The 13384-nt window shown below is 70.8% G+C and carries 13 protein-coding genes; 10 read left to right on the forward strand and 3 right to left on the reverse strand.

What is annotated here, in order from left to right; all coding sequences use genetic code 11:
• From FJM51_RS09050 to FJM51_RS09085, 8 genes are all read left to right on the forward strand, one after another.
• Positions 1-843, forward strand: a complete 843-nt coding sequence (locus FJM51_RS09050; RefSeq protein WP_140453814.1) for an ABC transporter permease — start codon at positions 1-3, stop codon at positions 841-843.
• Between the two features lie 10 nt (positions 844-853).
• The gene (locus FJM51_RS09055) at positions 854-1492 is read left to right on the forward strand and encodes an aspartate/glutamate racemase family protein (RefSeq protein WP_140453950.1); all 639 of its coding nucleotides are present in this window, start codon (positions 854-856) and stop codon (positions 1490-1492) included.
• A 345-nt stretch (positions 1493-1837) separates the two neighbouring features.
• Positions 1838-2299, forward strand: a complete 462-nt coding sequence (locus tag FJM51_RS09060) for an RrF2 family transcriptional regulator (protein ID WP_140453815.1) — start codon at positions 1838-1840, stop codon at positions 2297-2299.
• Between the two features lie 99 nt (positions 2300-2398).
• A complete protein-coding gene (locus tag FJM51_RS09065) occupies positions 2399-3571 on the forward strand; it encodes a sulfate ABC transporter substrate-binding protein (RefSeq protein ID WP_140453816.1) in 1173 nt (390 codons plus the stop codon).
• Between the two features lie 7 nt (positions 3572-3578).
• A complete protein-coding gene (cysT, locus tag FJM51_RS09070) occupies positions 3579-4418 on the forward strand; it encodes a sulfate ABC transporter permease subunit CysT (protein WP_140453817.1) in 840 nt (279 codons plus the stop codon).
• Positions 4411-4650, forward strand: coding sequence for a hypothetical protein (locus FJM51_RS09075; RefSeq protein ID WP_140453818.1), 240 nt, complete (start codon positions 4411-4413; stop codon positions 4648-4650). The genes cysT and FJM51_RS09075 overlap by 8 nt, the downstream gene beginning before the upstream one ends.
• Before the next feature lie 22 nt (positions 4651-4672).
• Positions 4673-5575 (forward strand): sulfate ABC transporter permease subunit CysW, encoded by a 903-nt coding sequence (cysW, locus tag FJM51_RS09080; RefSeq protein WP_140453819.1) that lies wholly within the window; start codon positions 4673-4675, stop codon positions 5573-5575.
• Between the two features lie 26 nt (positions 5576-5601).
• A complete protein-coding gene (locus FJM51_RS09085; protein ID WP_181164501.1) occupies positions 5602-6321 on the forward strand; it encodes a sulfate/molybdate ABC transporter ATP-binding protein in 720 nt (239 codons plus the stop codon).
• Between the two features lie 15 nt (positions 6322-6336).
• Here the strand turns inward: FJM51_RS09085 and FJM51_RS24790 are convergent, their stop codons facing one another.
• Positions 6337-6840: a hypothetical protein gene (locus FJM51_RS24790; protein WP_140453821.1), complete on the reverse strand. Its 504-nt coding sequence runs from the start codon at positions 6838-6840 to the stop codon at positions 6337-6339.
• A 114-nt stretch (positions 6841-6954) separates the two neighbouring features.
• A complete protein-coding gene (locus FJM51_RS09095; protein WP_140453822.1) occupies positions 6955-8565 on the reverse strand; it encodes an alpha-amylase family glycosyl hydrolase in 1611 nt (536 codons plus the stop codon).
• 183 nt (positions 8566-8748) lie between these two features.
• Here FJM51_RS09095 and FJM51_RS09100 point away from each other — a divergent pair, with 183 nt between their 5' ends.
• A complete protein-coding gene (locus FJM51_RS09100) occupies positions 8749-9972 on the forward strand; it encodes a glycosyltransferase (protein ID WP_140453823.1) in 1224 nt (407 codons plus the stop codon).
• A 396-nt stretch (positions 9973-10368) separates the two neighbouring features.
• Positions 10369-11613 (forward strand): multidrug effflux MFS transporter, encoded by a 1245-nt coding sequence (locus FJM51_RS09105; protein WP_140453824.1) that lies wholly within the window; start codon positions 10369-10371, stop codon positions 11611-11613.
• Positions 11614-11638: 25 nt separating this feature from the next.
• Here FJM51_RS09105 and FJM51_RS09110 read toward each other — a convergent pair whose 3' ends face one another.
• Positions 11639-13297 (reverse strand): MFS transporter, encoded by a 1659-nt coding sequence (locus FJM51_RS09110; protein ID WP_140453825.1) that lies wholly within the window; start codon positions 13295-13297, stop codon positions 11639-11641.
• Positions 13298-13384: the final 87 nt, after the last annotated feature.

A 13384-nucleotide genomic window follows, 5' to 3' on the forward strand; every position in this document is an offset into this window, starting at 1 on the left:
ATGGACGAGAGACGCCCGCGCTCCTTCTACCTGCTCGCGGCCTTCTTCGCGCTCTTCATCCTGTTCCTCTACGGGCCCACGATCACCATCGGCATCCTGAGCTTCCAGGGGCCGGAGGGGGGGCTGACCTTCCCGATGCGCGGGGTCTCGACGCACTGGTTCGAGGAACTGTTCCGGCGGCAGTCTGTCGGCGACATCTGGGGCGCCTGGCGGCGGTCGGTCGTGCTCGGCCTCATGGTGATGGTCGCGACCGTGGTGGTCTCGGTCATGGGCGGGCTTGCCTTCCGCAAGCGGTTCCTGGGCTCCGGGCCGCTCTTCTATCTCATCATCACCAGCCTCATCATCCCGTCGATCCTGATCTCGCTCGGCGTCGGCCTCATCTTCTCCCAGCTCGGCTGGGACGTGCACTGGGCGACGAGCGGCTTCGGGTCGCAGCTCACCTGGACGCTGCCCTTCGGCCTCCTGATCATGTTCGCGGTCTTCAACCGGTTCGATCGGGCCTATGAGGAGGCCGCGCGCGACCAGGGCGCGACGGCCTGGCAGACGGCGCGCCACGTGGTGATCCCGATCATCGGCTCGAGCCTGATCGGCGTCGCGCTCTTCGGCTTCACGCTCTCCTACGACGAATTCGCCCGGACGCTGCTGACGGCGGGGAGCCACAACACGCTGCCGCTCGAGATCTACGGGATGACGACCAATGTCACCTCGCCGGTGATCTTCGCGCTCGGCACGCTGACGACGGTCTTCTCCTTCCTCATCATCGCGGTCTTCCTGATCGTCGCGATCACCTCGCAGCGGCGGCGGGCGCGGCGCGGGTCGGACGCGGGCCAGGGGATGGTCTGAGCCCGCGATGATCCGGCTGCTCCTCATCAATCCCAACAGCACCGAGCGGATGACCGAGACCATCGCCGCCGCCGCCCGCGCGGTCGCGGCGCCCGATGTCGAGATCATCGCGCGGACCAACCGCGCCGGCCCGCCCTCGATCCAGGGCGAGGCGGACGGGGCGGCGGCGGTGCCGGGGCTGCTCGCCGAGATCGCGGCGGCGGCGGGCGCGGCGGACGCGGTCGTGATCTGCTGCTTCGACGACACCGGGCTCGCCGAGGCGCGGGCCGCCGCGCCCTGCCCGGTCATCGGCATCGGCCAGGCCGCCTGTCACGCCGCCGAACTGCTCGGCAAACCCTACAGCGTCGTGACCACGCTCGCGGTCTCGGTGCCGATCCTCGAGGCCAATCTGGCGGCCTACGGGCTCGCCCACTGCCGGCGGGTGCGGGCGAGCGGGGTGCCGGTGCTCGCGATCGAGGGCGCGGCGGCGAGCATCTCCGCGGAGGTCGGCCGGGCGAAGGCGGAGGACGGGGCGGAGGCGATCGTGCTCGGCTGCGCCGGGATGGCGGACCTGCCCGCCGCGCTCGCCGCGGAGCACGGCATCCCGGTGATCGACGGCGTCGCCGCGGCCTGCGGGCTGGCGCGCACGCTCGTCACGCTTCGAAGCTGACCGCGCTCAGGCGGCGCCGAGGAAGAAGCGCGCCATCCCGGCCGAGGCGTCGGGCCCGGCGGGATCGCGAATTCCGCCGCCACGGCGCGCGTCACGCCCGCGAGGATCGCGGGCTCGCCCCCGTTCCGGCAGGCAACGGATCGCGCCCCGCGCCCCGCCGGGGCTAGACGAGGATCAGCCCGCGCGCCTGAGATATGGCGCGACCGGCCCCCCGCGGAAAACGATTCCGCGCGGGCGCGGACCATCGTCGGGATCCCGCCGCCCGGCCGCGCGACGCCGGGGATCGGGCGGGCTTTCGCGGGCATCCGACTTGAATGCGCGGTTCCCATGGTCTAACTGCCTGGGATGATTTCGCAAAAGACGAAATACGCGATCAAGGCGCTGATCACCCTCGCCCAGGAACAGGCCGAGGGGGGCGCCTCGCTGCGGATCGAGGAAATCGCCAACCGCTCGAACACGCCCAAGCGCTTCCTCGAGCATATCCTGATCGACATCCGCAACGCCGGCGTGATCGGCAGCCGGCGCGGCCGGGACGGCGGCTACATGCTGATCAAGCCGCCCGAGAGCATCTCGATCAGCGACGTGCTGCGGATGATCGACGGCCCGATCGCGCCCCTGCCCTGCCTGTCGCGACGCGCCTATCAGCGCTGCGAGGACTGCCTCGACGAGCGGACCTGCCGCATCCGCAAGGTCTTCGGCGACCTCTACGCCGCCTATCTGCTGATGGTCGAATCCCTGACGCTGGCCGATCTGATGCGGGATGATTCGCTCATTGAATCCACGCCGGAACTCGACATAATTCCCTGATTTTTATTCGGAAAACTCTTTTTCGCCGAGCTCCCTCTTAATTCTTGATTATCACGATGAAACCTGTCGTGATTAGCGGGAATTAACCTGGAGGCTCGCATGCCCAGCATTCACCCCGCGACTGGCCACCCGCCTTCGCCGCCCGCGGACCGGACCGGCGCGGAGGCCTATGTGGCGCTGTTCGACGTCTACGGCACGCTGCATCTCGCCCCGCCGCCCGCGGCGCGGTGGCATCCGGCCGGCACCCGGGAGGCGCGCCCGGCGCGCCGCTGGCCCGCCGGGATCGCCGCCGCGCTGCTCGCGGGCGCGGCGCTTCTGACGGGGGGCGGCGCGAGCGCCGAGACGCTGCTCAACGTCTCCTACGACCCGACGCGCGAACTCTACCGCGACTACAACGCCGCCTTCGGCAGGCACTGGGAGGCCGAGGGCAACGCGCCGCTCGAGATCGCCGCCTCGCATGGCGGATCGGGCGCGCAGGCGCGCGCCGTGATCGAGGGGCTCGACGCCCAGGTGGTGACGCTGGCGCTCGCCTCCGACGTCGCCGCGATCGCGGAGAAGTCGGGCAAGATCCCCGCCGACTGGCAGGAGAAGCTGCCCCACAACTCCGCGCCCTATACCTCGACGATCGTCTTCCTGGTGCGCGCCGGCAATCCGAAGGGCATCGCGGACTGGGGCGATCTCGTGAAGGACGGGGTCGAGGTCATCACGCCGAACCCGAAGACCTCGGGCGGGGCGCGCTGGAACTACCTCGCGGCCTGGGCCTGGGCCGACAGGACCTTCGGCCACGACGAGGCGAGGATCAGGGACTACATGGGCCAGCTCTTCGCGCATGTGCCGGTGCTCGATACCGGGGCGCGCGGGGCGACGACGACCTTCGCCCAGCGCGGGATCGGCGACGCGCTGCTGGCCTGGGAGAACGAGGCCTTCCTCGCGCTCAACGAGCTCGGCCCCGACCAGTTCGAGATCGTCGTCCCCTCCGTCTCGATCCTCGCCGAGCCGACCGTGGCGCTCGTGCCCGGCAACCTCCATTCCGAGGAGCAGGGCAAGGCCGCGGGCGAATATCTCGAATGGCTCTACAGCCCCGAGGCGCAGGCGATCGCGGCGAAACACTACTACCGCGTCTGGGACACGTCGAAGGCCGATCCCGCCGACGTGGCGCGCTTCCCGAAGCTCGATCTCGTCTCGATCGACGATTTCGGCGGCTGGGCGAAGGCGCAGCCCGAGCATTTCGGCGACGGCGGCGTGTTCGACCAGATCTACAAGCCGAGGTAGGCGGACGATGCGCGGTCTTTCCCTTCGCTCTCCCTCGCCGATGCCGGGTTTCGGCCTCGCCGCCGGGATCACCTTCACGCTGCTCTCGCTCGTCGTGCTGATCCCGATCGCGGCCCTGATCGCGCGGGGCGCGGATATCGGCCTCGCGCATTTCCTCGCCACGGTGGGGACCGAGCGGGTGCTCTCGGCGCTCTGGCTCTCGTTCCGCCTCGCCTTCCTCGCGGCGCTCTTCAACCTCGTGCTCGGCCTCGCGGTCGCCTGGATGCTGGCGCGCTACGACTTCCCCGGCCGCCGGCTGATCGACGCGGCCGTGGACCTGCCCTTCGCGCTGCCGACGGCGGTGGCCGGCATCGCGCTCACGACGCTCTACGCGCCGAACGGGCTGGTCGGCCATGTCTTCCAGGGGTTCGGCGTCCGGATCGCCTATACCGAACTCGGCATCTGGCTCGCGCTGGTCTTCGTCAGCCTGCCCTTCGTCGTGCGCACGGTCCAGCCGGTGATCGAGGAGATCGAGCGCGAGGTCGAGGAGGCCTCGGCCACGCTCGGCGCCCACCGGCTCCGGACCTTCGTCCGTGTGATCCTGCCGATGCTGACGCCCGCGCTCCTGACCGGCTTCGCGCTCGGCCTCGCGCGCGCGGTCGGCGAATACGGCTCGGTGATCTTCATCGCCGGCAACCTGCCCTACAAGACCGAGATCGCGCCGCTCCTGATCGTGATCCGGCTCGAGGAATTCGACTACGAGGGCGCGATCTGCATCGCGCTCGCGATGCTCGCGATCTCCTTCCTGATGCTGCTCGTCATCAATCTCGTCCAGGTCCTGAGCCGACGGAGGTATGGCAATGCCTGAACATGTGCGAAACGCGCTGCCCTTCATGGCCCTCGGTCTCGGCGCCGCCGTGACCGCGAGCGGAACCCTGCTTCTCTCGGGCGGCGGATTTCTCGCCGCGCTCGCGCTCTACATGCTGACCGGCTCGGCCACGCTCGGCCTCGCCGCCTTCGTCCAGGCGGCGCGGCCGCTCCGCCCGCGGCTCGCCCGGCTCCTCGCGCGCCGGCGCCGGCCGGCGCTGCTCTCCCACTGACGCGACAAGGAAAGAACCGGCCATGCCCGCGGATATCGCCCTTCCCGCCAGCGCCCCCCTCTCCGCCCGTCCGCCGCGCCGCCGGGCGCGCCGGGTGACGACGGAGCCGGGATGGTTCCGCGCCGCGCTGATCGCGACGGTGCTGACGCTGCTCGCACTCCTCCTGTTCCTGCCGCTCTGGGAAGTGTTCAGCCAGGCGCTCTCCGAGGGGTTCGGCGCCGCCGTCGCCTCGCTCGGCAATCCCGACGCGCGCCACGCGATCCTGCTCACGCTCCTGACCGCGCTCGTCGCGGTGCCGATGAACGCGGCCTTCGGGATCGCGGCGGCCTGGATGATCGCCAAGTTCGACTTCCGGGGAAAGGCCTTCCTGATCACGCTGATCGATCTGCCCTTCTCGGTCTCGCCGGTGGTCGCGGGGCTCTGCCTCACGCTGCTCTTCGGCTCGGGCTCGGCGCTCGGCGCCTTCATGATCGCGCACGGGATGCAGGTCGTCTTCGCGGTGCCGGGGATCATCCTCGCCACGATGTTCGTGACCTTCCCCTTCGTCGCCCGCGAACTCATCCCGGTGATGCAGGAGCAGGGCCGCGCCGAGGAGGAGGCGGCGCTGACGCTCGGCGCCTCCGGCTGGCGGACGTTCCGCACGGTGACGCTCCCGAACATCCGCTGGGCGCTGCTCTACGGCGTCCTGCTCTGCAACGCGCGCGCGATGGGCGAATTCGGCGCCGTGGCGGTGATCTCGGGCAAGATCCGCGGCGAGACCATCACCATGCCGCTGATGATCGAGATGTCCTACAACGAATACCTGACCGTCGCGGCCTTCACGATGGCGGCGCTGCTCGCCTCGCTCGGCCTCGTCATGCTGACCGCCAAGACGCTGCTCGAATGGCGCTTCGCCGACCAGCTCGCCGCCCGCCACCGCCATTGAATCCCGGGCTCACCAGGAGTTTCCCCATGAACATCGAAATCGAGGAACTGGCCAAGGAATTCGGCGCGACCACCGCGCTGATGCCGGTCAGCCTGTCGATCCCCTCGGGCGCGCTCGTCTCGCTGCTCGGCCCCTCCGGCTCGGGCAAGACTACGCTCCTGCGCGTTCTCGGCGGGCTCGAATTCCCGACCTCGGGCCGGGTGCTCTTCGACGGGCAGGACGCGACCGGGCTCTCGGTGCAGGAGCGGCGCGCGGGCTTCGTCTTCCAGCACTACGCGCTCTTCCGGCACATGACGGTGTTCGAGAACATCGCCTACGGGCTGCGCGCCCGGCCGAGGCGCTCCCGCCCGACGGAGGCGGAGATCGACCGGCGGGTCCACAAGCTCCTCGCGATGATCCAGCTTCCCGACATCGCCCGCCGCTATCCCGCGCAGCTCTCGGGCGGCCAGCGCCAGCGCGTGGCGCTCGCCCGCGCGCTCGCGATCGAGCCCCGGATGCTGCTGCTCGACGAGCCGTTCGGCGCGCTCGACGCGCGGGTGCGGCGCGAGCTCCGGGGCGGGTTGCGGACGATCCACGACCAGACCGGGCTCACCACGATCTTCGTCACCCACGACCAGGAGGAGGCGATGGAGCTCTCCGATCTGGTGGTGGTGATGAGCATGGGCCGGATCGAGCAGGTAGGCGCGCCCAGAGAGATCCGCGCCCGGCCCGCGACCCGCTTCGTCGCCGAATTCATCGACGCCTGAGGGAGCCGGGCGCCCTCAGCCCGGCACCCGGGCCGGCGCCAGCGAGCGCGGCGCGGCGCCCCTCCGGTTCTGGAAGCGGTTGCTGACCGCGAGGATCTGCGCCCCCCAGCCGCAGGCGGAGCCGTCGCCGTCGCCGTCGAGCCCGTCGGGATCGGCCGCCGGGCCGCCCGCCGCGAGAAAGGCCTTCTGCGCCGCCGCCGCGCTCGGGAAATCGGCGCAGCCGCGCCGGCCGGTCACGGGCGCGGTCCGGGAATAGGTGACGAGCCCGACCCCGGCGGCGGTGCGCGAGCCGAGATAGCGCCCGTTCGGATCGGAGAGCTGGCCCCGGGTGCCGAGTTCCGCCTCCACCATCATCAGCTCGCGCGGATCCCCGGTCGTCGCCTGCCGCTTCCAGAGCGTCCCGCTCGGTTCCGCCGCGTAGGCCTCGGAGAGGGCGGTCAGTCTCGGGTCGGGCGGCGGCGCGGAGGCGCAGGCCGCGACGAGCAGCAGGCACAGGATGGCCCGCGTCGGACCCGGCATCGCCGCCTCCCTCCTCCGGTTCGAGTTCCTGCTCCGACGGTGGGAAGGCCTCGGGCGATTCGTCAATGCGCTCCTCCCGGCACCCCCGGGCCGGAACCCGGGGATGCGCGTTTCTCAGGCATCGCTGACCAGCGGCTCGCCATCGATCGCGAGGATCGCGAAGCCGTTCGCATGCAGCCTCACCTTGTCCCCCTCCCCATGCTCGACCCCTCGCGCCAGCGCCGGCGGGCCGGCGCCCTCGATCCGGAGCTCGACCGTCTCGGGCGAGAGATTGAAGACGCAGAGCAGTTCGCCGCCGCGGGAGAAGGCCAGCACCGGATCGGACGTGTCGAAGAACACGGTCCCGCCGGTCCTGAGCGCCGCGTTCTCCCTCCGCAGCCGCAGCAGCGCGCGGTAGGTCTCGAGCACCGAATCGGGATCGCCGAGCTGGCCCGCGACGTGGCGCGCCGCCTGCGGCTCCTTGACCGGCAGCCAGGGCCGCCCGGTCGAGAAGCCCGCGCTCGCATTGCCCCCGTCCCAGACCATCGGCGTGCGGCAGCCGTCGCGGCCCTTGTTCTCGGGCCAGAAGTTCAGCCCCTGCGGATCGGTGAGCTCGTAATATTCGAGATCGGTCTCGGTCTGGCCGAGCTCCTCCCCCTGATACATCGAGATCGACCCCTGGAGCGTCAGGAGCAGCGCGCCCGCCTGTTTCGCCAGCGCCTCCTCGCTCACACAGTGTTTCTTCCACCGCGTCAGGTGGCGCACCACGTCGTGGTTCGAGAAGGCCCAGCAGGGCCAGCCTTCCGGCGCGCCCCGGAAGAAGTCCTCGATCTGTCCGCGGAAATGCGCGGGCGTGAAGGTGTCGCCCAGCATCTCGAAGGAATAGGCCTTATGCAGCCGCCCCTCGCTCGTGTACTGGCCCATGATGTCGATCGCGTGGTGGGACTCGCCCACCTCGCCCACCATCGCGCGCGCCTCGTATTCGTCGAGCAGCTTGCGCATCCGGGCGAGGAAGACCAGGTTCTCCGGCTGGTTCTTCGAGAAGATGTGGTACTGCATGTCGTAGGGATTCCACGCGGGCTTCTCCTTTCGGCGGAAATCCGCGGGATCGTCGCGCAGCAGCCTGTCGTGGAAATAGAAGTTCACGGTGTCGAGCCGGAATCCGTCCACGCCGCGGTCGAGCCAGAAGCGCATCGTGCCGAGCAGCCAGTCCTGCACCTCGGGATTGTGGAAGTTGAAATCCGGCTGCTCGGCCAGGAAGTTGTGGAGATAGTACTGGTGCCGCCTGGGCTCCCAGGTCCAGGCGCCGCCGCCGAAGATCGCGAGCCAGTTGTTGGGCGGCGAGCCGTCATGCTTCGGATCGGCCCAGACATACCAGTCCGCCTTCGGATTGGTCCGGCTCTGGCGGCTCTCGAGGAAGAGCGGGTGTTTCGACGAGGAATGCGACAGCACCTGGTCGATGATCACCTTGAGGCCAAGCTCATGCGCCCGTTCGAGCAGCGCGTCGAAATCCGCGAGCGTGCCGAAGACCGGGTCGATGTCGGTGTAATCGGCCACGTCGTAGCCCATGTCGGCCATCGGCGAGGTGAAGATCGGCGAGAGCCAGATCGCGTCGACGCCGAGATCGGCGACATAGGGCAGGCGGGCGGTGATGCCCCGCAGGTCGCCGACGCCGTCGCCCGTCGAATCCTGGAACGACCGGGGATAGATCTGATAGGTCACCGACCCCCGCCACCAATCACGCATCTCGATCTCCTCGCACTCTCTGAGGGCGGCCCCGGCCGGGCCGCCCGCGCGGGGCCGACCGTCACAGTCTCGAAGCGCTTTGGCAAGCCCCCGGGACCCGGCCGCGCCCGCCAACCCGCTTGGCGCCCCCGGCCCCGGCCTCTATTCCTGATCCCGCCGGGAGGCGGACGGTCCGGAGCGCGCATGCGAATTCTCTTTATCCACGACAATTTCCCGGCGCAGTTCGGCGTGCTCGGCGTGTGGCTCGCGCGCCAGGGCTGGGACGTCACCTTCGCGACGAGCGCGGAGAAGGCGGCGGCGCCGGGGATCCGCGTGCTCCGCTACGCGCCGCACCGCGCCCCCTCGCCCGAGACGCATCCCTACGCCCAGCCGATGGACAAGGCGGCGATCAACGGCCAGGGCTTCGCACGCGCCGCGCTCCGGGCGCGGGAGGCGGGCTACGCGCCCGACATCATCGTCGCCCATTCAGGCTGGGGCGGCGGCATGTTCGCCCGCGACGTCTTCCCGAAGGCCGCCTATGTCGCCTATTGCGAATGGTGGTACCGCCATCCCGGGGCCGACGTCGCCTTCCTGTCGCGCCTGACCGGCGAGCCGGTCGCGGGCTCGGTCGAATCGCCGATGCTCGAGAGCGCGCGCAACGCGCCGATCGCGATGGATCTCGCGCGCGCGGACGCGGTGATCTGCCCGACCCGCTTCCAGGCGGAGCAGTTCCCGGACCGGCTGCGCGCGCTCCTGACCGTCCAGCACGACGGGATCGACACCGCCTACCACGCGCCCGATCCCGCCGACCGGCGCTCGACGCTCGACGGGCTCGTCGCCCCGGACGCCCCCGTCGTCACCTATGCGACGCGGGGGATGGAGCCGCACCGGGGCTTCCCGCAGTTCATGGCGAGCCTGCCCGCGATCCTCGCGCGCGACCCGCGCCTCCAGGTGGTGATCGCGGGCGAGAACCGCGTCGCCTACGGAAACCAGGCGAAACGCGCGGTGGACTGGAAGGCGAAGGCGCTCGCCGACCACGATCTCGACCCGGCGCGGGTGCGTTTCGTCGGCCGGCTCGACCGCCCGCTCTACCGCCGGCTGCTGCGGCGCTCGGACGCGCATGTCTATCTGACCGTGCCCTTCGTGCTCTCCTGGTCGATGCTGGAGGCGATGAGCCTCGCCTGCCCGCTCGTGCTCTCCGACACGGCGCCGGTGCGCGAATTCGCCGACGCGTCCTCGGCGCGGCTCGTCCCGTTCGGGGATCCGGCGGCGATCGCGGAGGGCGTGCTCGAGACCCTCGCGGAGCGCCCGCCCGCCGAGGCGCGCGGCGCGCGGGCCCGCGAGATCATCACCTCCACCTGTTCGATCGCGACGCTCTGGCCCGAGAAGGCGCGCCTCTTCACCGAACTGGCGCGCGCCGGAGGGTAGCCCTCCGGGCGGTGGCGCCGCGTCCGGCGTTGCGCGCGTGGCAGCGTGGCGTCCGCGGCGCGTTTCCGGACCTTCGCCCGTGACAACCCCCGCGGCACCCGCCGGCTCTTCGCCCCGCCGGGTGGTCCGCCGACGCTCGCTTCCTCCCATGTTTCATATGGGCATGAAATCTATCGGGCAGTCCGTCCCGGCCAACGGGCCGGGACGAGGGGCCCCGCCAACAGGCGGGGAGAAAAAGTACTCGCGGCCAAAGGGCCGCTCCGTCCGATCCCGCCGGAGGCGGGATCGCCGCCGCCCCGGTGCGAAAATCGCTGGCCTTCGCGGCGCGATGATCTATTTCCGCCCCGTGGGCCCTTCGCGCGGCCCCGGTTCCGCCCGCAGTCTTACGAAAGTTCCATGTCGCATTCCGAGTCCCAGCCCCGGGTCCCCGACCTGCCGGGCCTTCCCGAATTCATCGCGCTCACCGCCTGTCTCATGGCGCTGACCGCCTTTTCCGTCGACATCATGCTGCCCGCCCTGCCCCGGATCCGCGAGGATTACGGCCTCGCGGATGTGAACGCGCAGCAGCTCGTCGTCAGCGCCTATGTCGGGGGTTTCGCGCTCGGCCAGCTCTTCATCGGCCCGATCTCGGACCGCTACGGCCGCAGGCCGGTGCTCCTGATCGGCCTCGCCGCCTACGCGGTCGCGGCCTTCGCCTGCCTCGTGGCCGACAGTTTCTCCGGGCTCCTGCTCGCCCGCTTCGTCCAGGGCCTCGCCAATGCCTCGCCCCGCGTCATCGCGATCGCCATGACGCGCGACAGTTTCCACGGCCGGCGGATGGCCGAGGTCATGTCCTTCGTGATGATGGTCTTCATCATCGTGCCGGTGATCGCGCCGACGCTCGGCGGGCTGTTCCTGCTCGCCGGATCCTGGCACCTGATCTTCGCCTTCCTCTGCCTCTTCGCGATCGGCATCCTCGCCTGGTGCGCGCTCCGGCTGCCCGAGACGCATCCCGCGGCGCAGCGCGCGCCGATGAGCCTCGGCTGGCTCGGCGAGGCGATCCGCGAGACCGCGACCCACCGGCAGACGCTCGGCTACACGCTCGCGACCGGCGTGATCTTCGGCGCGCTGATGGGCTACATCAATTCCGCGCAGCAGGTGTTCCAGGGGATCTACGACGTCGGCGCGCTCTTCCCGGTCCTCTTCGGCGCCTGCGCCATCGCGCTCGCGATCGCGGCCTTCGTCAGCGGGCGCTTCGTGATGCGGGTCGGGTCGCGCAAGCTCGGCCACGCCGCCGTGCTCGGCTTCGCCGCGCTCTCGACGCTGCATTACGGGCTCTTCCTCGCCATCGGCACGCCGCCGCTGCCGGTCTTTCTCGTGATCCTCTCGGGCTGCCTCTTCTGCTTCGGCCTCGTGATGCCGAACTACAACGCGCTGGCGATGGAGCCGATGGGGCGGATCGCGGGCACCGCCTCCTCCTTCGTCGGCGCGGTCACCACCGGGCTCGCGGCGGTGCTCGGCCTCGTCATCGGCCAGCGTTTCGACGGCACCGTGGGGCCGCTGCTCGCGGGATTCGCCTTCTTCGGCGTCGCGAGCGTCGCGATCACGCTCGTCACCGAGCGCGGCCGGCTCTTCGGCGCCGGGCAGCCCCGGATGGCGTGAGCCCGCGGGGCGGCACACGCCCCGCTCAATGCGCGTGGGTCTCGGTGCCGCTCAGATGGTGGGGATCCTCGTGCGTCCGGGCGACCTGGCGCACGACCATCCGCCGGACCCTCGGCGGCGCCTCGCCGGCGTGGAGCGCGCGCAGCCGCTCGCCGATCACCGCGTCGGCATGGGTGATGCGCTGGTTGTGGCGCATGTACTCGATCCAGGTCGGCGTCTGGTAGGTCTCGATCCAGACCCGCGCGTCGCCGATGTCGCGCATCAGCGTCCAGTGCCGCGCGCCGTCGCGGCGGCGGATCCGGCGGCGGTCGATCATCGCGTCGAGGAAATCGGCCTCGTCCTCCGGCCGGATGATGTATTCGATGACGATCGCCATCGGCCCGCTGCGCGGCTTCAGGTCGATCTCGATCTCGGGCATGCGCCAGCGGTTCAGCGGATCGAGATTGAGCTCGGCCCGGTCCGGCAGCCGGAAGCGGAAGCCGATCGCCCCCCCGGCGAGGAGCGCGCCGGCGGTGGCGAGGAGCGCGGTGGTCGGGTCTGTCCGCTCCGCCAGCACGCCCCAGATCCAGCTTCCGATCGCCATGCCGCCGAAGGTCGCGGTCTGGTAGAGCGCGAGCGCCCGCGCCACCACCCAGCGCGGCGTCGAGAGCTGCACCGTCACGTTGAAGGTCGAGAGGCTCAGCACCCAGCTCGCCCCCCCGAGCAGCAGGCCGAGCCCGGTCAGCCAGGACATCCGGCTGAGCCCCACCACCGCCGCGCAGATCGCGAAGGCGAGGAAGCCGAGCCGCACGATCGCCTCGCTCGAGAGCCGCGCGCGCAAGGGCGCGGCGAGATAGGCGCCGCCGAGCGCGCCGACGCCGAAGGCGCCGAGCAGCAGCCCGTAGGTGAGCGGCCCGCCCGCCACCAGATCGCGCGCGACGACCGGCAGCAGCGCCTGGACCGAGATCGCGCCGAGCCCGAAGACGAAGCCGCGCAGCAGCACCTTGCCGATATTGGGCGACATCGCGACGTAGCGCAGCCCCGCCCCCATCGCCATGCCGATCGTCTCGCGCGGGAGCGTGTTCCGCTCCCGCCTCGGCTTCCAGCGCGCGAGCACGAGGAGGAGCGGGAAATAGCTCAGCGCGTTCGCGGCGAAGGCCGCCGCCCCGCCGCCGGCGGCGACGATGGCGCCGCCGATCGCGGGGCCGACGCTGCGGGTGATGTTGAAGCCGACGCTGTTCAGCACCACCGCCGCCGGCAGGTCGGCGCGCGGCACCAGGTCGCCGACCGAGGCCTGCCAGGCGGGATTGTTGAGCGCGGTTCCCGCGCCGATCAGGAAGGTGAAGCCGAGCAGCAGCCAGGGCGTCAGCCCGTCGACCCAGGCGACCGCGGCGAGGCCGAGCGAGACGAGGCACATGAAGACCTGCGCGATGATCATCACGCCGCGGCGGTCGAAATTGTCGGCGATCGCGCCCGCGGTCAGCGAGAAGACCATGATCGGCAGCGTGGTCGAGGCCTGGACCAGCGCCACCATGTCCGCCTGGCTGGTGAGCGAGGTCATCATCCAGGCCGCGCCGACGGTCTGGATCAGCCCGCCGAGATTGGAGACGAGACTCGCCATCCAGATCTCGCGGAAGGTCGGGTGCCGGAACGGGCCGAGCGCCGAGGGTGGCGGGGCGGCCCCGTCGCGGCTCGTGTCCTCCATCGCTCGGCCTCCCCAACGGATCGTCTTTCGCCCCATGATGCCGATCGCGCGGACGGCGGCAACCGCTTCCGCCGCGCTAACCCCTCC

The sequence above is a fragment of the Amaricoccus solimangrovi genome (genome assembly GCF_006385685.1).
Classification (GTDB): Bacteria; Pseudomonadota; Alphaproteobacteria; order Rhodobacterales; family Rhodobacteraceae; genus Amaricoccus; species Amaricoccus solimangrovi.